General features: G+C 40.1%; 19 protein-coding genes, 9 tRNA genes, 3 rRNA genes and 1 pseudogene. 3 read left to right on the top strand and 29 right to left on the bottom strand.

Going from position 1 to position 25,843, the window contains the following annotated elements; all coding sequences use genetic code 11:
• Positions 1-190 precede the first annotated feature (190 nt).
• Positions 191-820 carry an anti-sigma factor family protein gene (locus tag NST21_RS01065; RefSeq protein ID WP_056525980.1) on the bottom strand — a complete coding sequence of 210 codons (630 nt, stop codon included), beginning with the start codon at positions 818-820 and terminating at the stop codon, positions 191-193.
• Positions 821-836: 16 nt separating this feature from the next.
• Complete coding sequence (gene sigW, locus NST21_RS01060) at positions 837-1,400, bottom strand: RNA polymerase sigma factor SigW (protein ID WP_098176663.1); 564 nt, start codon at positions 1,398-1,400, stop codon at positions 837-839.
• A 172-nt stretch (positions 1,401-1,572) separates the two neighbouring features.
• Between sigW and NST21_RS01055 the strand changes: the two genes are divergently transcribed.
• Positions 1,573-1,758, top strand: coding sequence for an aspartyl-phosphate phosphatase Spo0E family protein (locus NST21_RS01055; RefSeq protein ID WP_056525986.1), 186 nt, complete (start codon positions 1,573-1,575; stop codon positions 1,756-1,758).
• Positions 1,759-1,890: 132 nt separating this feature from the next.
• Here NST21_RS01055 and rocF read toward each other — a convergent pair whose 3' ends face one another.
• The 14 genes from rocF to NST21_RS00985 all read right to left on the bottom strand — a co-directional run bounded on the left by rocF (position 1,891) and on the right by NST21_RS00985 (position 9,340).
• Positions 1,891-2,793 (bottom strand): arginase, encoded by a 903-nt coding sequence (rocF, locus tag NST21_RS01050; RefSeq protein ID WP_056525989.1) that lies wholly within the window; start codon positions 2,791-2,793, stop codon positions 1,891-1,893.
• A 234-nt stretch (positions 2,794-3,027) separates the two neighbouring features.
• Positions 3,028-3,103 (bottom strand) — tRNA-Ala (locus tag NST21_RS01045).
• 21 nt (positions 3,104-3,124) lie between these two features.
• A tRNA-Gly gene (locus NST21_RS01040) sits at positions 3,125-3,196 on the bottom strand.
• Positions 3,197-3,199: 3 nt separating this feature from the next.
• Positions 3,200-3,274, bottom strand: a tRNA-Gln gene (locus tag NST21_RS01035).
• Positions 3,275-3,377: 103 nt separating this feature from the next.
• Positions 3,378-3,461, bottom strand: a tRNA-Tyr gene (locus tag NST21_RS01030).
• Positions 3,462-3,479: 18 nt separating this feature from the next.
• Positions 3,480-3,555, bottom strand: a tRNA-Thr gene (locus NST21_RS01025).
• Positions 3,556-3,574: 19 nt separating this feature from the next.
• Positions 3,575-3,650: transfer RNA gene (locus NST21_RS01020), tRNA-Val, on the bottom strand.
• An 18-nt stretch (positions 3,651-3,668) separates the two neighbouring features.
• Positions 3,669-3,743, bottom strand: a tRNA-Glu gene (locus NST21_RS01015).
• Positions 3,744-3,773: 30 nt separating this feature from the next.
• Positions 3,774-3,846: transfer RNA gene (locus NST21_RS01010), tRNA-Thr, on the bottom strand.
• 3 nt (positions 3,847-3,849) lie between these two features.
• Positions 3,850-3,924, bottom strand: a tRNA-Asn gene (locus tag NST21_RS01005).
• A gap of 46 nt (positions 3,925-3,970) precedes the next feature.
• Positions 3,971-4,086, bottom strand: a 5S ribosomal RNA gene (gene rrf, locus NST21_RS01000).
• A gap of 75 nt (positions 4,087-4,161) precedes the next feature.
• Positions 4,162-7,094, bottom strand: a 23S ribosomal RNA gene (locus NST21_RS00995).
• A 175-nt stretch (positions 7,095-7,269) separates the two neighbouring features.
• Positions 7,270-8,821: ribosomal RNA gene (locus tag NST21_RS00990) — 16S ribosomal RNA — on the bottom strand.
• Together the 16S, 23S and 5S rRNA genes with 9 tRNA genes alongside form the textbook arrangement of a ribosomal RNA operon.
• 288 nt (positions 8,822-9,109) lie before the next feature.
• Positions 9,110-9,340: a hypothetical protein gene (locus NST21_RS00985; RefSeq protein ID WP_056521930.1), complete on the bottom strand. Its 231-nt coding sequence runs from the start codon at positions 9,338-9,340 to the stop codon at positions 9,110-9,112.
• A gap of 132 nt (positions 9,341-9,472) precedes the next feature.
• Between NST21_RS00985 and pdaB the strand changes: the two genes are divergently transcribed.
• Entirely contained in the window at positions 9,473-10,225 is a 753-nt protein-coding gene (gene pdaB / locus NST21_RS00980; RefSeq protein WP_053349026.1) for a polysaccharide deacetylase family sporulation protein PdaB, read from the top strand.
• Between the two features lie 121 nt (positions 10,226-10,346).
• On the opposite strand, the gene NST21_RS00975 is transcribed toward pdaB, so the two are convergent.
• A complete protein-coding gene (locus NST21_RS00975; RefSeq protein WP_340887319.1) occupies positions 10,347-11,024 on the bottom strand; it encodes a KinB-signaling pathway activation protein in 678 nt (225 codons plus the stop codon).
• Positions 11,025-11,161: 137 nt separating this feature from the next.
• Here NST21_RS00975 and gerD point away from each other — a divergent pair, with 137 nt between their 5' ends.
• Positions 11,162-11,761 (top strand): spore germination lipoprotein GerD, encoded by a 600-nt coding sequence (gene gerD, locus NST21_RS00970; RefSeq protein ID WP_340887318.1) that lies wholly within the window; start codon positions 11,162-11,164, stop codon positions 11,759-11,761.
• A gap of 36 nt (positions 11,762-11,797) precedes the next feature.
• Here the strand turns inward: gerD and NST21_RS00965 are convergent, their stop codons facing one another.
• The 12 genes and pseudogenes from NST21_RS00965 to NST21_RS00910 form a co-directional block, all read right to left on the bottom strand.
• The gene (locus tag NST21_RS00965; RefSeq protein WP_201188234.1) at positions 11,798-12,856 is read right to left on the bottom strand and encodes an Mrp/NBP35 family ATP-binding protein; all 1,059 of its coding nucleotides are present in this window, start codon (positions 12,854-12,856) and stop codon (positions 11,798-11,800) included.
• Between the two features lie 149 nt (positions 12,857-13,005).
• On the bottom strand, positions 13,006-13,722 hold the full coding sequence (cwlD, locus tag NST21_RS00960) for an N-acetylmuramoyl-L-alanine amidase CwlD (RefSeq protein WP_340887316.1): 717 nt from the start codon (positions 13,720-13,722) through the stop codon (positions 13,006-13,008).
• Between the two features lie 86 nt (positions 13,723-13,808).
• Complete coding sequence (locus tag NST21_RS00955; protein ID WP_053349031.1) at positions 13,809-14,234, bottom strand: DUF2521 family protein; 426 nt, start codon at positions 14,232-14,234, stop codon at positions 13,809-13,811.
• Between the two features lie 337 nt (positions 14,235-14,571).
• A pseudogene (locus tag NST21_RS00950) lies at positions 14,572-15,414 on the bottom strand (LysR family transcriptional regulator).
• An 871-nt stretch (positions 15,415-16,285) separates the two neighbouring features.
• Positions 16,286-17,236: a mannose-6-phosphate isomerase, class I gene (manA, locus tag NST21_RS00945; protein ID WP_328114540.1), complete on the bottom strand. Its 951-nt coding sequence runs from the start codon at positions 17,234-17,236 to the stop codon at positions 16,286-16,288.
• A gap of 61 nt (positions 17,237-17,297) precedes the next feature.
• A complete protein-coding gene (locus NST21_RS00940) occupies positions 17,298-18,191 on the bottom strand; it encodes an ROK family protein (RefSeq protein WP_340887315.1) in 894 nt (297 codons plus the stop codon).
• A gap of 24 nt (positions 18,192-18,215) precedes the next feature.
• Positions 18,216-19,115, bottom strand: a complete 900-nt coding sequence (locus tag NST21_RS00935; protein ID WP_340887313.1) for an ROK family protein — start codon at positions 19,113-19,115, stop codon at positions 18,216-18,218.
• A 61-nt stretch (positions 19,116-19,176) separates the two neighbouring features.
• On the bottom strand, positions 19,177-20,583 hold the full coding sequence (locus NST21_RS00930; protein WP_340887311.1) for a glycoside hydrolase family 1 protein: 1,407 nt from the start codon (positions 20,581-20,583) through the stop codon (positions 19,177-19,179).
• Between the two features lie 75 nt (positions 20,584-20,658).
• Positions 20,659-22,113: an ABC transporter substrate-binding protein gene (locus tag NST21_RS00925; protein ID WP_201188219.1), complete on the bottom strand. Its 1,455-nt coding sequence runs from the start codon at positions 22,111-22,113 to the stop codon at positions 20,659-20,661.
• Positions 22,114-22,152: 39 nt separating this feature from the next.
• Positions 22,153-23,007 carry a carbohydrate ABC transporter permease gene (locus NST21_RS00920; RefSeq protein WP_053349095.1) on the bottom strand — a complete coding sequence of 285 codons (855 nt, stop codon included), beginning with the start codon at positions 23,005-23,007 and terminating at the stop codon, positions 22,153-22,155.
• A 189-nt stretch (positions 23,008-23,196) separates the two neighbouring features.
• Entirely contained in the window at positions 23,197-24,081 is an 885-nt protein-coding gene (locus tag NST21_RS00915) for an ABC transporter permease (RefSeq protein WP_053349096.1), read from the bottom strand.
• 255 nt (positions 24,082-24,336) lie between these two features.
• Positions 24,337-25,842 carry a response regulator transcription factor gene (locus tag NST21_RS00910; RefSeq protein ID WP_252432339.1) on the bottom strand — a complete coding sequence of 502 codons (1,506 nt, stop codon included), beginning with the start codon at positions 25,840-25,842 and terminating at the stop codon, positions 24,337-24,339.
• Between the last annotated feature and the right edge of the window lies 1 nt (position 25,843).

Genomic DNA, 25,843 nt, shown 5'->3' with positions numbered 1-25,843 from the left:
TACTCCAAATAACAATAACAATCGTTATGTAATAACCTTAATAGTATACCATTTTTTAAATAATACTTCTAAAACTAGTGTGATAAAGTTACACGTTAAGGTCTAATGAAGTAAAAAATTCCCTCCTTTTACAAAGTAAAGCTGAGCGATGGCACCGTATATTGAAAACGATGCATTCGCTCAGCTCCTCTTACTCCTTATTCCCTGTTTCCTCTTTAATAGGAAGCACAGACGTTGCGGTATCCTTAATTTTGTACCACATCCACTCAAAAGCTTGGTCAATAACATGGATGCTTCCGGTCACATTCCCCGCCTTAGACATATAATTATGTCCATTTATGACCGTCACATCTCCCTTCACTTCACCTTCAATTCGAATGTTACCGTTTTGAACTACCACATTCCCCTCAACGGTCTCACCTGCAGGCACAATCACCGTTTCTCCTTCGACTAATAAATTAGATTGCTTGGAAACTGAAAAATGTTCGTCCTGATTATATGTGGAAAAAAGAGAACCTGTCATCAATACAATGAACACGGCTGCTGCCGTCATAAAAGGATGGCTTTTTAACCAACGTTTGGCACCCGTTGTTTTCGTTTCCTTTGGCAATTGAGCCATTACCCTTGCTGTAAAGTCATCTGGAGCCTTAATATGGGAGGTACTTTGTACAAGAGCGACTGCCTTTTTCATTTCATGAAAATAATCCCGGCATTCAGCACAAGTATGCAAGTGATCACGTAAAGCTTCTTTATGCTCTGGTTTGATGTCCTCATCTAAATAATCATGCATATAATCAATGATTTCCTCATGGTAGTTCATTTTTCTCACCTTCTTTTTATAAATGGCGTAGTTGTTTACGCAAGGCTTCCCGACCACGATGTATTCTCGTCTTAACCGTGCCGACTGGCAAATCAAGTATTTCACTGATTTCCTTTAACGATAATTCTTCAATGTACTTCAATACGATTACCGACCGATATTTCTCCGGCAACTTCATAATTTCTACTTGAATGGTTTCCTGAAGTTCTAAAGATTCAACTTCATCCTCGGGCTTTGCCATATCTGATGCAATTTGGGAATACATATTCAATCCCTCAGTTCCACTAACTTCTGCATCCAAATAGTAATCCGGCTTTTTCTTACGAAGACGGTCAATGCAAAGATTCGTCGCAATACGGTATAACCACGTAGAAAATTTCATTTGTATATTGAAACTACGAATATTCACAAAGGCTCTAACAAAGGCCTCTTGTGCCAAATCTTCTGCTTCTTGCCTGTTTCCGAGCATCCTAAAACATATCTGGAAAACTTTGTCCTTGTATAGTTCGACAATTTCCCCAAATGCATTATGGTCTCCCTTTAATACTTGATTAATTCTCTCTTTAATGAGTGCATCCATTTTCCGGTTTTTACCCCCGCTCATGCGGCTATACGATTATTACGAATCGTAAGCTAAAAGGTTTCAAAATTTATTACTTTAATTTTAACAAAGTTTTACAATTTATGTTTAAGAAAAAAAAAACAAGGCTATATAATTAAAAATTGTAAAACCTAAGGGAGTGAATCGCTGTATGACTGCTGAACAAATTTTAGATCATATTGAACTATACAGACAGAAAATGATAATTTTAGCTTCCCGCTCCTCGATGGCTGATAATGAAGTTATTGAAGTAAGCAGTAAACTAGATGTTTTGATCAATCAATACTTCCATTTAACTAAAAATGGAAGCCAAATCGACCGATGTGCTCTAAAGTGAATATGGAGCTGAGATTACAACCATATAAATATAGATATTATAAAATCATCCTGAAAAATCAACTTACGTCTTCTAGCATATAAAAAACAGTAACCTAACACAAGCTGGTTACTGTTTCTTTTATTTTATCAGTTATACTAGCTTTTCTCCAAATAGCGAGCCCATTAAGGCCACGGCAACGATTGCGGTTTTATTACGTTCATCTAAAATAGGGTTTACCTCAACAAATTCAGCTGATGTAATTAACTCAGACTCCGCCAGCATTTCCATAGCCAAATGACTCTCCCGATAACTAATACCACCAATTACCGGTGTTCCTACCCCAGGCGCATCCGCTGGATCTACTCCATCCAGGTCCAAAGAAAGGTGAACACCATCTGTTCTTTCTCTTAAATAATCTATACACTCTTCCATGACTCTAGCCATTCCCATTCGGTCAATTTCATGCATTGTAAACACTTTAATCCCTTTTTCACGTATTAATTCTTTTTCACCTTCATCTAAGGAACGTGCCCCGATAATTACGATATTTTCTGGTTTTACTTTAGAAGTTGAACCATGAATATTGACTAGATCGGGATGGCCAAGCCCCATACTGACAGCTAGAGGCATACCATGTATATTCCCTGATGGTGAAGTTTCCTCCGTATTTAAATCTCCATGTGCATCATACCAAATTACACCTACATTTTCATAGTGCTTCGAAACCCCTGCGAGTGTTCCGATGGCTATCGAATGGTCTCCCCCAAGAACAAGCGGGAAAGATCCGCCTTGTATAATTTTATCTACTCTTGTTGCTAATTGAATGTTTCCCTTAGCAACTAGCGATAAGTTTTTTAAATTTGTACCAGATTTCTGTGCATTTTCAGGGCGTCCTACTACTATATCTCCTAAATCCTCAACTTCTATTTTTAATCGTTCAAGCCGTTCGACAATCCCTGCACAGCGGATTGCACTCGGTCCCATATCCACCCCTCGTCTCGCCTGACCAAGATCCATAGGTAGACCGATAATGGAAATTTTCTGAATAGACATACAATTCCCCCTTTCTACCATTTTATATCTTATATGCCTAGTGGTTCAACTGAACATTTATATGTATAAAGATGCAGCTAATTAGCTTTTTTACCGTATTTACTCTTTTTCTTAAAATCCCTAATTGAACCGTTCTCTTAAGGAGGTAAAGTAATAAAAGTTAGATATTTAAAATAAAAAAAAGTCTTAAGCCGCAATCGGCTTAAGACGTAAGTTTTAGTGTATGTAGTTAGATGGTGGAGCCTAGCGGGATCGAACCGCTGACCTCCTGCGTGCAAGGCAGGCGCTCTCCCAGCTGAGCTAAGGCCCCTAAAGGAATAAATATATAGTAAGCGGAAGACGGGATTCGAACCCGCGACCCCAACCTTGGCAAGGTTGTATTCTACCACTGAACTACTTCCGCAAATGGCTGGGCTAGAAGGGATCGAACCTTCGCATGACGGAATCAAAATCCGTTGCCTTACCGCTTGGCTATAGCCCAATATATAATATGTATAATTAATATTCAACAAAATAAAAAGGTGGTAATCATATATTTCCCTTTTACAGAGAATATATAACTGATCCACAGGTTTTTATTAAAATGGTGGAGGGGGGCAGATTCGAACTGCCGAACCCGAAGGAGCGGATTTACAGTCCGCCGCGTTTAGCCACTTCGCTACCCCTCCGCAATATATGGTTGTAAATGGTGCCGGCAAGAGGACTTGAACCCCCAACCTACTGATTACAAGTCAGTTGCTCTACCAGTTGAGCTACACCGGCAAATATTTTTAAAATAAAATGGTGGAGGATGACGGGATCGAACCGCCGACCCTCTGCTTGTAAGGCAGATGCTCTCCCAGCTGAGCTAATCCTCCGGACTAATAAGTATATAATGGTGACCCGTACGGGATTCGAACCCGTGTTACCGCCGTGAAAGGGCGGTGTCTTAACCGCTTGACCAACGGGCCGATATTTTTATGATAATAGATAGATTGGGAAGCTCCCAAGCGGATTCGAACCGCTGACCTCTTCCTTACCATGGAAGTGCTCTACCTACTGAGCTATGGAAGCATATGGCTCCGCAGGTAGGACTCGAACCTACGACCGTTCGGTTAACAGCCGAATGCTCTACCACTGAGCTACTGCGGAATAATATAATGTTTCCTAATACTCATTTACAGATTTTAAATGAATAGCCTGGCAACGTCCTACTCTCACAGGGGGAAACCCCCAACTACCATCGGCGCTGAAGAACTTAACTTCCGTGTTCGGAATGGGAACGGGTGTGACCTCTTCGCCATCATTGCCAGACTATATTCATTTTTTTGAAGAAATTTTCATTCCTTCAAAACTAGATAATAAGAAGGTATTTCATTTTTTAAAAGCGTGGTTAAGTCCTCGATCTATTAGTATCAGTCAGCTCCACATGTCGCCACGCTTCCACCTCTGACCTATCAACCTGATCATCTTTCAGGGATCTTACTAGCTTGCGCTATGGGAAATCTCATCTCGAGGGGGGCTTCATGCTTAGATGCTTTCAGCACTTATCCCGTCCGCACGTAGCTACCCAGCTATGCCTTTGGCAAGACAACTGGTACACCAGCGGTGCGTCCATCCCGGTCCTCTCGTACTAAGGACAGCTCCTCTCAAATTTCCTGCGCCCGCGACGGATAGGGACCGAACTGTCTCACGACGTTCTGAACCCAGCTCGCGTACCGCTTTAATGGGCGAACAGCCCAACCCTTGGGACCGACTACAGCCCCAGGATGCGATGAGCCGACATCGAGGTGCCAAACCTCCCCGTCGATGTGGACTCTTGGGGGAGATAAGCCTGTTATCCCCGGGGTAGCTTTTATCCGTTGAGCGATGGCCCTTCCATGCGGAACCACCGGATCACTAAGCCCGACTTTCGTCCCTGCTCGACTTGTAGGTCTCGCAGTCAAGCTCCCTTGTGCCTTTACACTCTACGAATGATTTCCAACCATTCTGAGGGAACCTTTGGGCGCCTCCGTTACTCTTTAGGAGGCGACCGCCCCAGTCAAACTGCCCACCTGACACTGTCTCCCACCCCGATAAGGGGCGCGGGTTAGAATTTCAATACAGCCAGGGTAGTATCCCACCAACGCCTCCACCGAAGCTAGCGCTCCGGCTTCTCAGGCTCCTACCTATCCTGTACAAGCTGTACCAAAATTCAATATCAGGCTGCAGTAAAGCTCCACGGGGTCTTTCCGTCCTGTCGCGGGTAACCTGCATCTTCACAGGTACTATAATTTCACCGAGTCTCTCGTTGAGACAGTGCCCAGATCGTTACACCTTTCGTGCGGGTCGGAACTTACCCGACAAGGAATTTCGCTACCTTAGGACCGTTATAGTTACGGCCGCCGTTTACTGGGGCTTCGGTTCAAAGCTTCGCTTGCGCTAACCTCTCCCCTTAACCTTCCAGCACCGGGCAGGTGTCAGCCCCTATACTTCGCCTTGCGGCTTCGCAGAGACCTGTGTTTTTGCTAAACAGTCGCCTGGGCCTATTCACTGCGGCTTTTCTGGGCTATTCACCCTAAAAAGCACCCCTTCTCCCGAAGTTACGGGGTCATTTTGCCGAGTTCCTTAACGAGAGTTCTCTCGCACACCTTAGGATTCTCTCCTCGCCTACCTGTGTCGGTTTGCGGTACGGGCACCTTACATCTCACTAGAGGCTTTTCTTGGCAGCGTGGAATCAGGAACTTCGGTACTATATTTCCCTCGCCATCACAGCTCCGCCTTAATGGAAACGGGATTTGCCTCGTTTCCGGCCTAACTGCTTGGACGCGCATATCCAACAGCGCGCTTACCCTATCCTTCTGCGTCCCCCCATCGTTCAAACGATGTATAGGTGGTACAGGAATATCAACCTGTTGTCCATCGCCTACGCCTTTCGGCCTCGGCTTAGGTCCCGACTAACCCTGAGCGGACGAGCCTTCCTCAGGAAACCTTAGGCATTCGGTGGAAGGGATTCTCACCCTTCTTTCGCTACTCATACCGGCATTCTCACTTCTAAGCGCTCCACCAGTCCTTCCGGTCTGACTTCAACGCCCTTAGAACGCTCTCCTACCATCGACACCATACGGTGTCAATCCACAGCTTCGGTGATACGTTTAGCCCCGGTACATTTTCGGCGCGGAGTCACTCGACCAGTGAGCTATTACGCACTCTTTAAATGATGGCTGCTTCTGAGCCAACATCCTGGTTGTCTAAGCAACTCCACATCCTTTTCCACTTAACGTATACTTTGGGACCTTAGCTGGTGGTCTGGGCTGTTTCCCTTTCGACTACGGATCTTATCACTCGCAGTCTGACTCCCAAGAATAAGTATTTGGCATTCGGAGTTTGACTGAATTCGGTAACCCGTTGGGGGCCCCTAGTCCAATCAGTGCTCTACCTCCAATACTCTCATCTTGAGGCTAGCCCTAAAGCTATTTCGGAGAGAACCAGCTATCTCCAGGTTCGATTGGAATTTCTCCGCTACCCACACCTCATCCCCGCACTTTTCAACGTGCGTGGGTTCGGGCCTCCATTCAGTGTTACCTGAACTTCACCCTGGACATGGGTAGATCACCTGGTTTCGGGTCTACGACCTCATACTCATTCGCCCTATTCAGACTCGCTTTCGCTGCGGCTCCGTCTTATCAACTTAACCTCGCATGAAATCGTAACTCGCCGGTTCATTCTACAAAAGGCACGCCATTACCCATTAACGGGCTTTGACTACTTGTAGGCACACGGTTTCAGGATCTATTTCACTCCCCTTCCGGGGTGCTTTTCACCTTTCCCTCACGGTACTGGTTCACTATCGGTCACTAGGTAGTATTTAGCCTTGGGAGATGGTCCTCCCTGCTTCCGACGGGATTTCTCGTGTCCCGCCGTACTCAGGATCCACTCAGGAGGGAACGAAGTTTCAACTACAGGGTTTTTACCTTCTTTGACGGACCTTTCCAGATCACTTCATTTACCCCGTTCCTTTGTAACTCCATGTTGAGTGTCCTACAACCCCAAGAGGCAAGCCTCTTGGTTTGGGCTAATTCCGTTTCGCTCGCCGCTACTCAGGAAATCGCATTTGCTTTCTCTTCCTCCGGGTACTTAGATGTTTCAGTTCCCCGGGTCTGCCTTCAGTACCCTATGTATTCAGGTAAAGATACTGTTCCATTACGAACAGTGGGTTTCCCCATTCGGAAATCTCCGGATCAAAGCTTACTTACAGCTCCCCGAAGCATATCGGTGTTAGTCCCGTCCTTCATCGGCTCCTAGTGCCAAGGCATCCACCGTGCGCCCTTTCTAACTTAACCGTTAAAAAAGATCTTACTGATGCTTTGAAAAAATTAATTGCCTTCTATCTATTATCTAGTTTTCAAGGAACAAAGAAGAAAAAATTCCATCACAACGTGATGAGATCTTTCGTATCTGAATGAATTACTCATTCAAAACTGAACAAAACAAAAGCGCTCTCGTATTTATCCTTAGAAAGGAGGTGATCCAGCCGCACCTTCCGATACGGCTACCTTGTTACGACTTCACCCCAATCATCTGTCCCACCTTAGGCGGCTGGCTCCATAAAGGTTACCTCACCGACTTCGGGTGTTACAAACTCTCGTGGTGTGACGGGCGGTGTGTACAAGGCCCGGGAACGTATTCACCGCGGCATGCTGATCCGCGATTACTAGCGATTCCGGCTTCATGTAGGCGAGTTGCAGCCTACAATCCGAACTGAGAATGGCTTTATGGGATTCGCTTACCTTCGCAGGTTTGCAGCCCTTTGTACCATCCATTGTAGCACGTGTGTAGCCCAGGTCATAAGGGGCATGATGATTTGACGTCATCCCCACCTTCCTCCGGTTTGTCACCGGCAGTCACCTTAGAGTGCCCAACTGAATGCTGGCAACTAAGATCAAGGGTTGCGCTCGTTGCGGGACTTAACCCAACATCTCACGACACGAGCTGACGACAACCATGCACCACCTGTCACTCTGTCCCCCGAAGGGGAACGCCCTATCTCTAGGGTTGTCAGAGGATGTCAAGACCTGGTAAGGTTCTTCGCGTTGCTTCGAATTAAACCACATGCTCCACCGCTTGTGCGGGCCCCCGTCAATTCCTTTGAGTTTCAGCCTTGCGGCCGTACTCCCCAGGCGGAGTGCTTAATGCGTTAGCTGCAGCACTAAAGGGCGGAAACCCTCTAACACTTAGCACTCATCGTTTACGGCGTGGACTACCAGGGTATCTAATCCTGTTTGCTCCCCACGCTTTCGCGCCTCAGTGTCAGTTACAGACCAGAAAGTCGCCTTCGCCACTGGTGTTCCTCCAAATCTCTACGCATTTCACCGCTACACTTGGAATTCCACTTTCCTCTTCTGCACTCAAGTTCCCCAGTTTCCAATGACCCTCCACGGTTGAGCCGTGGGCTTTCACATCAGACTTAAGGAACCACCTGCGCGCGCTTTACGCCCAATAATTCCGGACAACGCTTGCCACCTACGTATTACCGCGGCTGCTGGCACGTAGTTAGCCGTGGCTTTCTGGTTAGGTACCGTCAAGGTACCAGCAGTTACTCTGGTACTTGTTCTTCCCTAACAACAGAACTTTACGACCCGAAGGCCTTCTTCGTTCACGCGGCGTTGCTCCGTCAGACTTTCGTCCATTGCGGAAGATTCCCTACTGCTGCCTCCCGTAGGAGTCTGGGCCGTGTCTCAGTCCCAGTGTGGCCGATCACCCTCTCAGGTCGGCTACGCATCGTCGCCTTGGTGAGCCATTACCTCACCAACTAGCTAATGCGCCGCGGGCCCATCTATAAGTGACAGCTAGAGGCCGTCTTTCCATCTTCTCTCATGCGAGAAAAGAACGTATCCGGTATTAGCTCCGGTTTCCCGAAGTTATCCCAGTCTTATAGGCAGGTTGCCCACGTGTTACTCACCCGTCCGCCGCTAATCTCAGGGAGCAAGCTCCCATCGATTCGCTCGACTTGCATGTATTAGGCACGCCGCCAGCGTTCGTCCTGAGCCAGGATCAAACTCTCCGAAGAAATGTTTGACTTGCTCATTTTGCTTTTTGATAGTGTGTGCTCACTTTAAAAAATTAACGTTGGCGCTTTGTTTTGTTCAGTTTTCAAAGAGCAATTTGTTTCGCTTTATCTCTTAGCGACTTTTAATATCTTAACACCTTATCTCTGCTTCGTCAATAACTTTTTTCAAAAAGTTTTTTTTGTTCTTTTTTTAAAAGCTATTATCTTGCAGCAACTTTTATAATATACCAGCGTATAAATTAATAGTCAATAGATTTTTTAAATTTAATTCACTTTTAAAAATCAGGACTAATTCTTCTCATTAAAGTTTGTTTTTACTCTCATATAAATAAGGCATTCCTTTTCTGTACTTAGCCTTTTAAACAATCTGAAAAGGATATTATATTTTTCATTTATAGCTCTTTTAACTATGCAATCGATTCTATCATCTTGTAAATCAAATAATATTTCATCCATCTCTCTTTTTAAGAGGTACTCTAATTCCTTCTTTTCTTTTTCATTAATCAATAAGCCAAGCATAACTCACACCTCCATCAGTCATTTTTCCCCATTCATCTTAATTATATGAATTTTTATATTGATTTTTTTGCATAACGGAACAGCCTCTGCATAAATATGAAAACAAGAGCTTTTGGACAAGGGGATGGATTAATGAAATTTTTCATGGTGCTCCAGGCAAAGAACATCAAACATTATTCGTTAATTTTACTTACGGCACTTTTTACCGCTTGGTTCCTTTTTGTACAAAACATTCTTCATTCACCTGTTTTTTCTACCGAAGATGGACCAAAAGCGGTTTATAAAGGGGAAAAGAATGTCGCCATCACATTCAATATTGGCTGGGGCGATGAAAAAGCAGCCCCAATTTTAGAGACATTGAAAAAAGAAAAGATTAAATCCGCTACCTTCTTCCTTTCCGGATCTTGGGCAGAACGTCACCCTGATATAGTGGATGAAATTGAAAAAGAAGGCTATGAAATCGGAATGCTCGGATACGATTACAAAGATTATTCCGATCTGGAAGACCAAGAAATCATCCGTGATATTTCAAAAGCACAGGAAGCTTTTAAAAAACTAAATGTTAAAAATATCGAGCTTTTACGTGCGCCCACCGGACACTTTGATAAGCGCCTCCTGAAAATCAGTGAAAAATTCGGCTATACTGTGGTTCATTGGAGTATTGATTCAAAGGATTGGACTAACCCAGGCGTTGATCGAATTGTTCATAACGTTAACAAGGCTCAAAAGGGCGATATCATCTTATTACACGCTTCAGACTCAGCAAAACAAACTAATAAAGCATTGCCTGAACTAATAGATGAACTTCGCTCCAAAAATTTAAACTTCGTAAACGTTTCTGAGATGATCTCTAATTCATCAGCAAGCAGTGAAGAAATCCGGTAACATCATTTACTAAAACACAAAAAACTGCGTACTAAGGGTCATGCTTAACCTTTAGGACGCAGTTTTTTATATGTAGAATTTCTTATGTATTCCGCTTTCCAATAAGGTTAGCCACTTTTACCTACTTCCCTAATTCTCCTGCTTTTAATTTCTTTCCCTTTGCTTTAGTTTGCAACCGTGTTTTTTTACTGGCTAATTCCTTTTGTGAACGATCGATTAATTTGCTTAAAACCAATAATTGATAAGCATTGCATACTAGTAATGGAAACAGCATGAAGTAGAGCCAGCCTTCATCATTAGAACTTAGTACAGGTACCCACTCTAATACTGTGGCCACAACCATAAAAAACATCGCCGGAATAAATGACTGTTTATTTGTTTGTTTCATTTTAAAATAGGCCGTAATCAACGCTGCGGCTAATACAACCAAAGCTAACACAATGTAGGAACTAATCCCCTCACCTGAACCAAAATTAAGATATCGTAAATAGACTAGATCAAATACAACGAAAAGGATAAGTACGAGTTGTACTGCATTCCATAAGGAAGTACTTTTAAATATCCCTAGACCGAAACGATGTATCGTTAAATAGGCAAAAAAACCAGCTTGGCTTATGACACTAAAAATTAATCCGACACCGAATAACCATAAAAACGTTGAAAGAATGGCACTGATTTCAAAAGAAGAAAAATAAGGCTTAAACTCACTCCAACGAGCTAAGAACCCTACAACTCCGCCCGTTACACCACCGATAAGCAATGTTGTTAAAAACAATTTAACTAAATTACGGCTGTTCATTGTTTTCCTCCATACATTTCTATTTCATTTCCTTAATTGTACCAACCAAATTTGGAAAAATCCACTTATTCTACAAGGGAATAATATCGTCGATTGGAACCATATTAACAATAAGAAGGATGAAAGGGGCCCTGCGTATGAGAGTGGGAGTTGCTTTGCTTTTCACGTCATTCTTACTCGTTTGTTCCGGTTGTGCGCAGAATGGAGCAAGCGCAGATAAAAATGAGTATGAAGAGACAAAGAAAATGGTCGTCGATATTTTAAAAACAGACGATGGAAAAAAAGCCATCCAGGATATCATTTCTGACGATAAAACGAAAACTGAACTTATTATGGACTCAGAGATCATTAAGAAATCCATTGAAGATACGGTCACTTCAGATAAAGGGAAGGAATTTTGGAAAAAGACCTTTAAAGATCCGGAATTTACCGCTGCCTATGCTAAAGCTTTAAAAGACGAACATAAAAAGATGATGAAAGAATTAACCAATGACCCCCAGTATCGCGGAATGCTTATTGAAATTTTAAAAGACCCAGATTTGGAAAAAGAAATGAATAAGTTACTGAAGACTAAAGACATGCGAGCCATTTATAAAGAAGTTATCATAGAAACTATGGATAGTCCTTTAGTTCAAGCGAAGATCCAAGAAAGATTGGATCAAGCTGTAACAAAAGCAGCTGAAAAGGCAACAAAAGCGGGATCAGGTGATAAAACTGAGAAAAAAGACAAAGAATAACAAAAGGCTGATTCCAATTGGAATCAGCCTTTATTTTTATTGCAACTTTTCAATGACTTTTTTAGCAATATCTTCATAAATTCTGCCTAATCTATGGTCTGCTGCATAAATAGAAGGTGCAAAATCTTCTTCGTTCCAATCTGGCTGTTGCAAAGGAAGCTGCCCTAAGACTTCTGTACGTAGTTCATCTGCAAGCTTCGCACCGCCGCCTTTACCGAATACATATTCTTTTTCACCTGTCGTTTTACTCTCGAAGAACGACATGTTTTCAATGACACCAATGACTTCATGTTCAGTCTTGATGGCCATCGCGCCCGCTCTTGCTGCAACAAAGGCTGCAGTTGGATGCGGTGTCGTTACGATAATTTCCTTACATGAAGGTAGCATTGTATGCACGTCCAACGCAACATCGCCTGTACCCGGTGGTAAATCAAGAACTAAATAATCTAACTCTCCCCATTCTACCTCGTTAAAGAAACTGTTCAGCATCTTTCCTAGCATTGGCCCTCTCCAGATAATAGGCGCGTTATCTTCTACAAAGAATCCCATTGAGATAACCTGAACACCAAAACGTTCCACAGGAATAATTTTCTCCCCACGCACCACCGGCCTTTTTGTAATCCCCATCATATCTGGTACGCTAAAACCATAAATATCAGCGTCCACAAGTCCAACCTTTTTACCAAGTCGTGCAAGTGAAGTAGCAAAGTTCACTGAAATCGTTGATTTACCAACTCCGCCTTTACCACTAGCAATCGCAATGAATTGCGTCTTGCTATTCGGTCCAAGTAAACCTTGATCCACTTCATCCTGTGGTATATTTTCACGATGCTTGGATAACTCTTCTTCAGAAAGTTCTGTGAAACGAATCCCTACAGATTCTGCCCCGCCTTCTTTCAGCAAGTTTACCACTTCCGTTTGCATTTGCATTTGCTCGGCAGTCCCTGTTTTTGCGATGGCAAGCTTAACGCTCACATGATTTTTTTCAGGCTTTATTTTCACTTCAATGATTCCATTTGTTTCTTCAAGGCTTTTATGTAGAAAAGGGTCTTTAAGATCCTTTAATAAATTCAGTACTTTCTCTTCAGTTAACAAGTCGAGCACCCCTTTGAATTCGTTTTATTTTCCCATTTAAGTATACCATATCACTTAAATAAAGCTTATTATCTGCCCTTTAAGTGAGCACATGACTTTTATCTCAATAATAAAAAGGCCTTGTACCATACAAGACCCGAACTAGAGAATCACTCTTCATCTGAAAGTTTTTCCTCTGTGAAATACCGTAAAATCCCCATATAAATCGAACTTGCAATCTTTTCTTGATACCCATCACTGATAAGGCGTTCCCTTTCCTCCGTATTAGAAAGAAAGCCAATTTCAACAAGCGCCCCTGGTTTCTTCGTATAATTCATCAAATACACATTATTAATCGTTTTTGCATCTCGCTTTGTATTTTCTAGGTTTCTTATGATTTCAGTCTGAATAAACTTTGCCACCTGTTCATTTTCCTCAAACCTATTCGTATAAAATGTTTGAGCACCTTTTGATGATGCTGACGGAAAAGAATTTAAATGAATACTTAAAAATAAATCCGCTTCTGAATCATTAATCATTTCAACCCGATTTCGCAGGTCTTCCTGTTTTCGCTGACGGATCCCTTTTGTATCCCCCTGTGCCAGATCTTCATCTTTCTCACGAGTCATAATGACAAGGGCACCCTGTTCCTGTAAATAGTCCCTAACCTTTAACGAAACAGCAAGGGCAATTTCTTTTTCCATTACCTCTTGCACATTTGCCCCGCCATCCATTCCTCCATGTCCAGCATCCAAAACGATTACCTTTCCTGCCAAGGGAAGGTTCCAGGAGTCCCAAGAATCATCTTCAACAAATTTTAAAGTTACAATTAAAAAAAGGATAAACAATCCCATCGCGATTCCTGTATATTTTAGCTTACTACGCATGAACGTTCTCCTTCCACAAGTCCCTATATCTAAAAGTATGGGACAAACCATGGAATTAGAACAAAGAATGGATACTTCACTCCTTCTTAGTGCAACTTCATTTTATATCGCTTTTCACCCGTCTTAAAGCCGTCCATCCACCATTCACCTACAAACCCTTCACAGCAATAAAACAACCCTTCATTGAAAGCGTTATTTGCCGTCACTTCCCGCCAATACAAAATAAAATTAAAAAGGGTATCAATCAAAAATTTCTCTTCCCTCCAGCACCGAGCCCTTACATCATCCTCCGACTCACCATAATAGCCAAACTTACTATAGTTAGCTCCCAATAAATAGGCCTCAATGGCAACATCAAAATAGCCTTCCTCCAACACCTCCATGAAATCCTGTCCAAAGTAACGCTGAATCCTCCCCTTCATATCCTCGATTGAAAGTTCCCTAAGTAACCTTCGCTCAAACTTCAACTGCCTCTCCCTTTGCATCTCCTGTAAACCTAAAATCACAGCCATCATATCACCTCCGGGGTCAGACCCCATTTCCCAAATTATTTCCCAAGTAATATGTAGTTTTTGCGTTCTATCATGAACCATTCATTTATACAGTTGGCAATAATTAATGAGGATAGTTTTAGATATGTTTATAAACGCCAATAATATCAAAATTAACATTTGAAAACTGAAGTGGACGACTTGTACCTCAGACCTTATTTTTACGTTCTTTTGTTTAGAAGAAGCATGTAATAAGACTCCCCTTAGATTAAAGAGGTAATCCTCTACCATCTATGTTGAAAAAGGCAGGCAACACCGTCTTGGATGTAATGCCTGCCACCTTATTTTTATTAAGATTTTATAGATAGAAATATTTACTTACTTCATGTTTAAAAAAACCAGAGGTGAATTCCCGGAAATCTATTGCAGCTTGAGAGAGATAGTGAGTTCTTTTCCATGCTATCCCAATCGTTCGTTTGCAATTCGGATAGGTGATTGGAATCTGAACGGTTTTCGGCATTGATTGGCGTAATAAAGACAATTGAGGCGTGAATGAAATACCCATTCCCATTTCTACAAGTCGGAGTATTGCTCCTGCTTCTTCTAGTTCAATTGGGGTGTAAGGTTCAAAGCCCGCTTCCCTGCAATACTCATCCGTAACGTCCCGGAATCCGTACCCTGACGTTCTGCTGATGAAGGTCTCATTTGCTTCTTCATGAAGAGCAATGGATTTTTGCTTTGCTAAGTGGTGGCTTGGTGGTAAAAAAATCTCTTCTTCTAATAAGGGCATCCATTCAATGTCGTCTCCATAAATAAGACTCATTGAAATACAAAGTTCGACTTCGACATTCTCTAGTTGTTTTTTCATCCCAGTGGATGAAGCTGAATACTGGCTAATATGTACATTAGGGTTAAGTTTCAAAAATTCAACGATTAATATAGGAAGAATATGAGGCAACGCAATAGACACAGAGATCGACCTTTCTATTAATCCAGCCATGTCTTTCAATTGGCGTTCTCCTTCTTCTAATTCGTGAAAAATACGATTTACACGTTCGAGAAATATTTTACCGAATGCATTTAAATGGATTTGCCTTCCTTCACGACTAAATAACGGTGCACCGAGATTTTCTTCAAGTCATGCGATTGTTTTGCTTAACGCAGGTTGTGATACCTGCAATTCCTGCGCAGCCTTAGTCATATATCGCTTCTTACTTCAAAGAAACAACGGGATCCTTTACAACAGCTTACATCTCTGCCGCTATTTTGACTGCAATTGGTATCGTTCTAGTAGGGCTTATTCTTTACATGAATAAAAAGAAACAACAAAGCCAAGTTAGTGTAAACTAATCATAATTCTTTAGCCTTTATTACCCTTTATCCTATTGCTATTATCGATAAATTAGACATAATTTTTCGCTAAAGTAATTAAGGATTATCATCAATAATTTGTTAAGCGTAGCCTTTTGGGTTACGCTATTTTTATTACCATTAATAGCTTTCTCCTTATTATGAAGTATAACTATCCTCCGGTAACTTGCTTCTCGGGTTGCTTCTCGAGGCTATCCTTGCCACCGCGGGTCGCTCACTGCTAGCGTCGCTTAAACTCTTTTATACGTCCCCTGTACTTCATTCAAACTTTCCACTACCTAACAATAGCTTTGTATTCTCAAAGGATCTTCTACTGGTTAATAAGTAATTCCATGTTTGAAAAATCCAGCATTTATTTTTGCATTAAAGGTAACATTGGAATATTATTCTACCCAAGTATCATGATGTAAAGCCATTATATGTATCCCAACTTACACACCGTCAGAATTTTCAGATTTCTTTGATTGCATCATTAACTTCATCCGTTAGAAGTTCGGATAATTTAATATTTTTCCGTCGGTATCTTTTAAATAATGTTGATTCCAGCAGCCGCTTAAAAGAAGGACACAGATGCAAGCAAGATAGCAGAAACCAATAAAAAGATAGATGGTAAAACTTACGTCTCTTTTTAAAGCTGGAACGTGGTGCAAAGCGAATCTATGTTTCTATTAATCGTTTTCCGCAACAGAGCCGGACGAGGTCTAAGGGTGTGATACAATTAGCTTCATATTCCCCTTTAAGATAAATTCACCATATTTATACGGCAAAATAAAATGAGCTCCTTTTCTTATTGTGTAACCTTCACTGCCTTTCAACAATCTTCCTTCCCCATCGATGATGCTTACAAGCATAAACGCTTGATTTTGCTGAAATGTCGCTTCTCCATTTACATCCCATTTATTAACAGAGAAAAAGTGATTTTGTACAAACTTTGTAACTTCTACACCTTCTCGCTTTTCTATTTTAGGAGCGATATTGGTATCAATATGAGGTGCATTAATGACGCCCATTGCTTTTTCTAAATGCAGCTCACGTTTACTCCCTTGATTATCTACACGGTCATAATCATAAACTCGGTATGTTGTATCTGAGCTTTGTTGTGTTTCTAACACCAACGTCCCATTACATAAGGCATGAACGGTTCCACTTGGTACGTAGAAAAAATCACCAGGTCTAATGGTAACTTTACGTAAAAACCTCTCCCAATTTCCACTTTGAATCATTTCTCGTACTTCTTCTTTTGTTTTAGCATGATGTCCAAACACTAATTCAGCATCTTGATCACAATCAATGATGTACCAACATTCCGTTTTACCATACTCGCCATTTTCATGCTCGTTGGCATAATCATCATTTGGATGTACTTGTACAGACAATTCTTCATTCGCATCCAAAATCTTTATAAGAAGCGGAAATTTCTCACTCTTATAGTTTCCAAACAACTCATGGTGATTTTCCCATACTTCTTTTAATGATTTACCTTGAAACTTACCATTTTCAATAAGACTCAGGCCGTTTGGATGGGCAGAAATTGCCCAGCATTCTCCTGTAATTGCTGATGGGATTTCATAGCCAAAACGGTCATAAAGAGCTGTTCCACCCCAAATACGTTCTTGAAAAACCGGTTTTAAAAATAATGGTGTATCATTCATTTTTCTATTCCTTTCTTTATTAGAATAAGTAAAAGAGGATATCAATTTTGTGAGATACTCCCTATTTTCGATTCAAGAAATAAAATAAGGCTCCAATTAAGTTTGCATCGTTATCAAATTTACAAGCTTCAACCGTAATATCCAATGTAGAGATATCATCCTTCAATTTTGCCAATTCATTATTTATGCCTTCAATTACATCCGGTCGCTTGCTGATTCCCCCGCCAATTAGGATCTTGTTAGGATCTAGTACATACTTCAAATTATAGATTCCCATTGCCAGCTTCTTATATAGGTTGGCAATGCATTCATTCGCAATGGAGTCTCCTGCTTCCGCCAATCGAAATATTTCTTCTCCGTCCAACGTTCCCCTTACTAGAGATTTTCTCATTTCGACTTCTTCTACAAGTGAATTTGTCGATGCAACTTTGCTCCAAGTTGATTGTAGAGGGCTCTTACATGATTCTCCCATTATCATGTACCCAAACTCACCTCCGTGAAGGGTAGCTCCACGTAAAATTGATTGGTTAATCACAATTCCCCCGCCAATTCCTGTACCAATTACAACACAAATGTAGAAATCAGTTTCCTTCGCTGCACCTAACCAGCCTTCTGCCAAAGCCGCGCAGTTTGCATCATTTTCAACGGACACCTCCAGACCTGTTCGTTCCTTTAGTAAGCTTGTCATGTTTACTCCATGTATAAAGGGAATTGCACTTGCCCCGCCAATAAACCCTGTTTCCACGTCTACGGCACCGGGCGAACTTAAAGCGATACCTTGAATTTCAAATGACTCCGAATAATGTTTAACTATTTCGGTAATGTGATCTAAAAACATATCTAATCCTTCTTTAGGAGTTGGAATCTTCCCGCATTCCAGTTTCTTTGATTTGTCATCCATTACCGCATACTTTATATAAGTTCCGCCAAAATCAAACACCATGTAAGCTTTCATTGTCATCCCCTTCACTTACTGGAACTATGCTTGCTGTGTCAACAGAGCCGCGCCGATAACACCAGCTTTTGTTCCTAACGAGGCACATTCAATTTGTACCCTATTACGTAACTGTGGATATAAGTAAGCATTTACTTTTTCAAGAAGAATCGGCATTATATACTCTTTTGATTGCATGACCCCCCCGCCTAACACAATCATGTGCGGGTCAATTGTATGAACAATATTGGAGATTCCTTTTGCCAAATAAGTTAGCATGGTATCAACAATCGCTTCCGCTTCTTGCTGGCCGTTCATCGCCAAAGTAAACACTTCTCCAGCATGTCCTGTTATACCTAACTTTTCTTTTCCGAGACGATGCACAGCTGTACCGCTTGCCAAAGATTCCAAAGAGCCAATATTCAGATTATAATGCGTTGGACCATCTCGATTAACCATCATGTTGCCAACTTCACCCGCACAGAAATTAGCACCTTGAATCAACTGATTGCGATATACATATCCTCCGCCGATTCCTGTACTGATCGTCATATAAAAAACAGATTCTTTTCCTTTGCCTGCCCCAATCGTTGCTTCCGCTAAAGCAGCTGCGTTGGCATCATTATCGAGCACTACTTTTTTCTCTAAAGCTTTTTCTAACATTAGAGCTAAAGGAACCTCATCCCACCCAGGTAAATTGGGAGGGCTTAAAATAATACCTTGCTTTGAATCTAAAGGACCCGGAGCTCCGATTCCTATTGCTTCAATATTTCTTTTCTGTAACAGCCCCTCGCATATTTTAATCATGTTATCGATGACATGATGTGGTCCTTTGTCACTTTCCGTTTTTACATTGACCTCTTCTATAAGTTTGCCTTCCAATGTTACAACGGCAATTCTCAAGTTTGTTCCACCCAAATCAATGCCAAGAAGATACCTGTCCATTCCCTTCACTTCCTTCGTGATATTCTGATAGAATAAATGCTTAGTAGCACTCTTCTAATAATCAAAAACCGTTGTTTTCAGATAATTCTTTGTACCATTTACCTGATTTCTTGATTGTACGCTTGAAGTTTTTATTTAAATCTACTTCTACTAGTCCGTATCGGTTCTTATATGAATTTAACCATGACCAGTTATCCATAAATGTCCATACATGATACCCTTTTACATTGGCACCTTCGTTTAATGCCTTATGTATCCACTTTAAATGATCTTCGTAAAAGGTAATTCGATAATCATCCTGAATCATTCCACTCTCATCCTTAAAGCGTTCTTCTGCTTCAACTCCCATACCGCTTTCCGATATGAAACATTCAATATTCCCATAGTTTCCCTGGATGTTTTTTAAAATATCGTAGACACCCTTTTCATAAATCTCCCAGCCTCTGTATGGGTTCACCTTTTTCCCTGGCATGTCATAATTATCAAAGTACCGTTCTGGCATGAATGGAGCATTCGGATTTGGGATGTTTTCCTTCGCCTTAACTCTTCGTGGTTGGTAGTAATTAATCCCTAAAAGGTCAACTGTATTTTCACGGATAATATCCAAATCTTCAGTTAAATACTTAGGTAAAAAGTTTTCTACCCGCAACATGTCAATTAGCTTCTCAGGAAAAGTGCCTTTGACTGATGGATCTAGAAAGGAACGGTTAAATAGCAAATCCGCTTTTTCAGCAGCGTCTAAGTCAGCAGGGTGATTACTCCTTGGATACGAGGGAGTAACATTCAGTATAATTCCAATTTTTCCTCCTAGCTCTTTATCATGGTATGCCTTAATTGCTTTTGCGGAGGCTAATACAGAATGGAACCCAACTTGAACACCCTTTCCAAAATCACAAAATGCTGGATAATGATGTCCATATAAATAACCGCATTCAACAGGTACGATTGGCTCATTATGTGTGAACCATTTCATCACACGGTCTCCAAAGTTCTCAAAACAAGTAGACGCATATTCCACATACGCATCAACTACAGAGCGGCTTTCCCAACCACCCTCTTCTTGCATAGCCATAGGCATGTCAAAATGATAGAGATTCACAAAAGGCTCAATCTCATTTTCTAGTAAGGTGTTAATGACGGTATTATAAAAGTCAATCGCCTTTGGATTTATTTCTCCACGCCCCTTTGGAAACATGCGGGACCACGAGATAGAAAAGCGAAAACTGTTATGTCCCGTTTCTTTCATGAGCTGAATATCGTCAATAAAATTCGTATAAAACAGTGAAGTGTTATCAGGTCCAATACCCTGGTAAAAACGATTCGGTTCTGTTTCATACCAGTAGTCCCATATATTCTTCCCTTTACCATCTGCCCCTGAAAATCCTTCCATTTGTGTTGCAGATGATGCAGATCCCCACCAAAAGTCTTTCGGAAACATGTAAATATTCTTTTCTACTTCTGTACTCATTTTCAATCCTGCCTTCCCTTAAAAGAAAGCAGTCGGAAAATTAAGTTTCCGACTTTGCCTCCTGAATGAGATCTATTAGTTATTTTTCTTCCACTCATCATATTGTTTTTGAATTTCTGCAAGCACTTTATCTAATCCAGCTTCTTTAAACTTCTTATTAGCCTTTGGTAGATATTCCTCAGGGTCAACACTGCCAGTTAATAGCGGAGGTGCATATTCATTCGCAACGTTTGCAATTGCTGCGATCTCTGTACGAACAGGATTTGTATCAAAATAGAAACCTAAGGTTGGTGCTTGAACAGAAGCATCATTGAATTTTTTGAACGCATCCCATTTATCTTCAGGATCATTTTCATATAACTTAAGAATGAAATGGTTTCCTAGAGAGTAACTTGGCATGTTGTAGCTTTCTACACGAGCTGGAAGGTCTTTAATTTTACCGTTATCGACCTCTTCATAATGCACACCTTCAATACCTCTATCAATTAAATTACGAAGGTATGGATCTGTATTTAATAGATTTAAGAACGCCATAGCCTTCTCTGGATGTTTGGAAGTTGCTGAGATAGCTTGAATAGCCCCTGTTACAGAGTTGTTAAATGTAATCGGATCATGCATTGGTTGAACGGCTACATTATAACCTGCAGAACGAGACCATATTAATTCCGCATATGGCTGGTACATTTCTTTACGTACGAACCAGTTTTGCACCTCTAACGGCCATGGATCTGTACTTGTTGCTGCATCCGCTTTTATATAACCAGCTTTATAGAATTCGTGCATTGTTTTTAACGTTTCCATCATAATATCTGATTCAAAGATATTAACTACCTTTCCTTTATCTCCTTCTAGAGGAAACGCAAACGGCAATTCATCTTCTAATACATAATCGAATGGTAAATACGGTTTGAAAGTTGCAATTGGTGTAAAGTCTGGCTCATTTTCTTTAACTGTTTGCAATAAAGGTTTCAAGTCTTCTAAAGAGTTAATGCTTGAAATATCCATATTGTATTTATCGACTATATCCTTATTAAATACGTACACACTTTGCTGACCTACTTCTTTGTTAGAAGGAATACCGTAAAGCTTTCCATCAATTTTAGCCCCTTCTAAGTACGCTGGATCAATTGTTGCTTTTAATTCTTTTCCATGTGTGTCAAGAAGTTCATTTAGGTCTTTAAATGCGCCTTTTTGTGCATTTAACACATAGTTTCCACCTGCAGTATAGGCAATATCAAAGGATTCACCTGAAGCAATCATAACTTGCATTTTTTGATCATAATCGCCCCAGTCAATTTGTCTCATTTTAACGGTTGCGTTAATTTTCTCTTTCGTGTATTTACTTACTTCCTCCATTACTTTATCGACATCTTTTTGAGGTGTCCCAATCGTGTACCACGTAATTTCATAAGGTTTTTCTTCACCGGCTTTACTTCCGCTCGTTTTATCTGAATTCCCTCCACTACACGCAGCTAAAAATGTAGATAAACTTAATAAGAGTACTAGAATAATAGCTAACTTCTTATTCATTTTAACTCCCCCCTTTTATTTGTTTATTTCAAAAAGCAATTATTCCTTAACCCCACCGATTGTCAATCCACTAACAAAGTATTTTTGAAAAAATGGATATGCAATTGCTATTGGCAAAGTTGAAATAACAACCATTGCCATTTTTGCAGCATCTTGAGGTATTGCACTTAATAAATCATTTTGTATACCGCCTGCTAACGAATTTTGCCTTAAAAATTCTATGTTGTTTTCAATTTTCATCAGCATTGATTGCAGTGGCACCAAGTGCGGTTCATCAATGAACAACAGTGCATTAAACCAATCATTCCAGTAACCCAATGTACTAAAAAGGGCAATAGTTGCAAGACCTGGTAATGAAAGTGGAGCAACAATTTTGACAAAGATTCGTAATTCACTTGCTCCATCAATTCTAGCCGATTCCAAAATGGATTCAGGTACAGACCTTTGGAAAAAGGTTCTCATAATTAGAATGTAGAATGCATTCATTGCAAGTGGTAATATCAATGCCCAAATAGAGTTACGTAGATGTAAAAACTGTGTTGCTACTATATAGAAAGGAATTAGTCCTCCACTAAAAAGCATTGTAAAGAATGCAATAAAAGTAAAGAAACCGCGATATTTGAATTGCTTTCTAGAAATAGCGTAGGCATATAAAGAAATCATTATTACACTGACAAGTGTACCAAGCACCGTTACTACAATCGTTATAGTATAAGATTGAAGTAATTGATCCTTCATTTGCCACAAGTATCTATATGCTTCAAAACTCCATATTTCAGGTAGAAGCTGATATCCATTTCGCGCTAAGGTTTTCTCATCAGTTAAAGAGATGACGATTACATATAGAAATGGAAAGATACACATTATAGAAAATGACCCTAATAAAATGTTCATTAAAAGATTAGGAAACCCACTTAGACCATGTGGTGTGTACTTTTTCTTACGCTTACTTTTTTTGTTTGGTTGATTCACTTGGTTTTGAGCATTCCCTTTATTTAATGGAGTAGGTTGAGAGCTATTTTGATTTGTTATCATTGTAATTTGCCACAAAACTGCGGCCACCCTCCTTTCTCTCTCGATTTTTTAAAATAGGGCATATTCTTTATCAACCTTCTGAACAAGATAATTTGTCAGCATTACTAATGCAAATCCTACAATTGATTGGTAGAGACCAGCGGCAGTACTCATACTAATGTCCCCCATTGTCGTTATCCCTCGGTATACATAAGTATCTATAACGTTTGTTACTGAATATAACGGACCTGAATCACGAGGAACCTGAAAAAACAGACCAAAGTCTGCACTAAAAATTCTACCAACGTTTAAAATGGTTAAAATAACAATGAGCGGTGTTATCATCGGAATCGTAATATTACGAATTTGTTGCCACTTATTTGCACCATCTATCATAGCGGCTTCGTAATAGTTTTTATCAATCCCAACTATAGCTGCTAAATAAACAATACTTCCATAACCAACGCCCTTCCACATACTTGTTAGAACGATAATAACAGGCCAATATTTTGCTTCGTTATACCACGATATAGGGTCTTCTACTCCAAACCATAGAAGTATATTATTAAGTAGACCTCTATCCACGCTTAGAAACGTGAATACGAAATAACTAACAACAACCCATGATAAAAAGTGTGGAAACAGCATTCCTGTTTGGTAAATTTTAGACAACCTCTTATTTGCGAGCTCACTTAGAACAATTGCTACAAACACTGCTAATATAAGCCCAACAACGATAAAGACTAAATTATATAGAACCGTATTTCTTGTAATGATCCAGGCGTCATTTGTATTAAATAAAAACTTGAAGTTTTCAAAGGCAACCCACTCACTATTTAGGATACTTGCAAAAAAACCATTCGGATCATATCGGAAATTTTTAAAGGCAATGACAGTTCCAAACATCGGAAGATATGAAAATAACAATAGCCAAATGGTTCCTGGTAAAACCATGAGGAGCCACACACGATTCTTATAAACATCTTGGAAAAAACTCTTGATACGATTCACAAAGCCCCTCCTCCCTTATATTGAAAACCCTTACATCTCTATATTAAGAAAAAGTCAAAAATGTATAAAGTTAACAATATTAAGATTTACTGTACTTATTAAACATTCGATAGTTAATACAGCATTTTTTATCATTTTTTGATTCTTTTAGGATCAGAGACGCTCCTCAAAACGAAAAAAATCCCGAATAACGGGATATCAAGATTTGATATTCATTGTTCTCCATGCTGATGGTGTAATCCCCACCGCCTTCTTAAACTGTTTATAAAAATAAGCAGAATCCGAATAGCCAACTTGTTTTCCAATTATTCCAGCCTTTAAATGTGTCCCTCTCAACAATTGCTTTGCTTTTTCGAGTCTTAAATGATTAATATACTCAGAGAATACTAAGCCAGTTTCTTTCTGGAAAAGTTGTCCTAAGTAAATCGAATTTATATGAAATTTATAGCTTAATGTTTTCAAAGAAAGTTCCTCATAAAAATGTTCTTGAATATATTGCACCACGCTTTGAATAATAGGACTTCGATGCTCCGACTTTTGTTCCAATGTTCTAAAAATTCCTTCGATAAAATCAATAAGAATGTCAACTAAAATTCCAATTGAATAGGCCTCTAAGATTCGCTTTACAATACCTACTGTTTGATCATTTGCATGTGACGATACATCTTTTTGGATAGACGTAACTATTTCAATAGCGAACCCTCTAATAATAGTTGGAGCAACCTTTTTAGTAGATTTATTAATCTCATCGAAGGCACCTTTGATCCACAAAAACGCCTTTTCTTGTTCTGAGCCAACAATATATCTCTTTAGATCATCCAATTCATTCGAAGTAGAAAGGCTTGCTTGCGTATACTGCTTTGTTAATTCATCTGTTATGAGTCCACTTTCTTTGAGTACTAATCGATAGCTAGATAACTCTTTTGCACGTTGATAGCTCTTATACAATTCACTTGTGGAGCAAACAAATGATCCAACATTAATATGATACTTTCCAGAAACATATCCAGCAAATAGCATATTCAATTCATCTAGTTTTTTCTTAAGGCCATCTTCACAATTAAACGAAACTAAAAGGATAAGTTCGCCATCTGGATTAATAATACAGACAGACTGAAATAACTCCTCTACTCTTTTTCTAAAAAAGGAAGAGTTTTCATGTTCACCATCTGATATTTGCATTAAAACAACAGCTAGATTCTGACCATCGAACTCCAAACTATACAGCTCTACTCTTTCACGCCATTCTTTTGCATCGATGTCTTGATTAAGACATCGCCAAATCGTATTATCTCTTAAAATAGTATAGGCTTCCTCATTATTTGTAGATTTCTCAAGTTTCTCTATACTATTTTCCAATGTTGAAATGAGTTCTTGCTCATTGACAGGCTTTAAAAGATAATTTTCGATTCCTAGCTTCATACCCTTTTTCACATATTCAAATTCTTCGTACCCAGATAAAACGATATATTTTGTATTAGGATGACGTTCTTTCAACGTACTAATTAACTCTAATCCATCCATTATGGGCATCATTATATCAGTTAATAATATATCAACATGACACGTTTCTAACTTTTTAATAGCCTCACTACCATTAGAAGCTTCACCAACAACTTTTAGTCCATAATCTTCCCAAGGTACCAACGCTCTCATGCCTTCAATAATAAATGGTTCATCATCTACTAAAAATACGTTATACATG

This window comes from Peribacillus sp. FSL K6-1552 (genome assembly GCF_038005205.1).
In the GTDB taxonomy this organism is placed as follows: domain Bacteria; phylum Bacillota; class Bacilli; order Bacillales; family DSM-1321; genus Peribacillus; species Peribacillus butanolivorans.
Note: the sequence above shows the minus strand (reverse complement) of the source record. Positions and strands in the feature narration are given on the sequence as shown.

Coding starts and splice junctions, on each gene's coding strand:
- NST21_RS01065 (WP_056525980.1), bottom strand. CDS start 820: ATGAACTACCATGAGGAAATCATTGATTATATGCATGATTATTTAGAT.
- sigW (WP_098176663.1), bottom strand. CDS start 1,400: ATGGATGCACTCATTAAAGAGAGAATTAATCAAGTATTAAAGGGAGAC.
- NST21_RS01055 (WP_056525986.1), top strand. CDS start 1,573: ATGACTGCTGAACAAATTTTAGATCATATTGAACTATACAGACAGAAA.
- rocF (WP_056525989.1), bottom strand. CDS start 2,793: ATGTCTATTCAGAAAATTTCCATTATCGGTCTACCTATGGATCTTGGT.
- NST21_RS00985 (WP_056521930.1), bottom strand. CDS start 9,340: ATGCTTGGCTTATTGATTAATGAAAAAGAAAAGAAGGAATTAGAGTAC.
- pdaB (WP_053349026.1), top strand. CDS start 9,473: ATGAAATTTTTCATGGTGCTCCAGGCAAAGAACATCAAACATTATTCG.
- NST21_RS00975 (WP_340887319.1), bottom strand. CDS start 11,024: ATGAACAGCCGTAATTTAGTTAAATTGTTTTTAACAACATTGCTTATC.
- gerD (WP_340887318.1), top strand. CDS start 11,162: ATGAGAGTGGGAGTTGCTTTGCTTTTCACGTCATTCTTACTCGTTTGT.
- cwlD (WP_340887316.1), bottom strand. CDS start 13,722: ATGCGTAGTAAGCTAAAATATACAGGAATCGCGATGGGATTGTTTATC.
- NST21_RS00955 (WP_053349031.1), bottom strand. CDS start 14,234: ATGGCTGTGATTTTAGGTTTACAGGAGATGCAAAGGGAGAGGCAGTTG.
- manA (WP_328114540.1), bottom strand. CDS start 17,236: ATGAATGATACACCATTATTTTTAAAACCGGTTTTTCAAGAACGTATT.
- NST21_RS00940 (WP_340887315.1), bottom strand. CDS start 18,191: ATGAAAGCTTACATGGTGTTTGATTTTGGCGGAACTTATATAAAGTAT.
- NST21_RS00935 (WP_340887313.1), bottom strand. CDS start 19,115: ATGGACAGGTATCTTCTTGGCATTGATTTGGGTGGAACAAACTTGAGA.
- NST21_RS00930 (WP_340887311.1), bottom strand. CDS start 20,583: ATGAGTACAGAAGTAGAAAAGAATATTTACATGTTTCCGAAAGACTTT.
- NST21_RS00925 (WP_201188219.1), bottom strand. CDS start 22,113: ATGAATAAGAAGTTAGCTATTATTCTAGTACTCTTATTAAGTTTATCT.
- NST21_RS00920 (WP_053349095.1), bottom strand. CDS start 23,007: ATGAACATTTTATTAGGGTCATTTTCTATAATGTGTATCTTTCCATTT.
- NST21_RS00915 (WP_053349096.1), bottom strand. CDS start 24,081: ATGGTTTTACCAGGAACCATTTGGCTATTGTTATTTTCATATCTTCCG.
- NST21_RS00910 (WP_252432339.1), bottom strand. CDS start 25,842: ATGTATAACGTATTTTTAGTAGATGATGAACCATTTATTATTGAAGGC.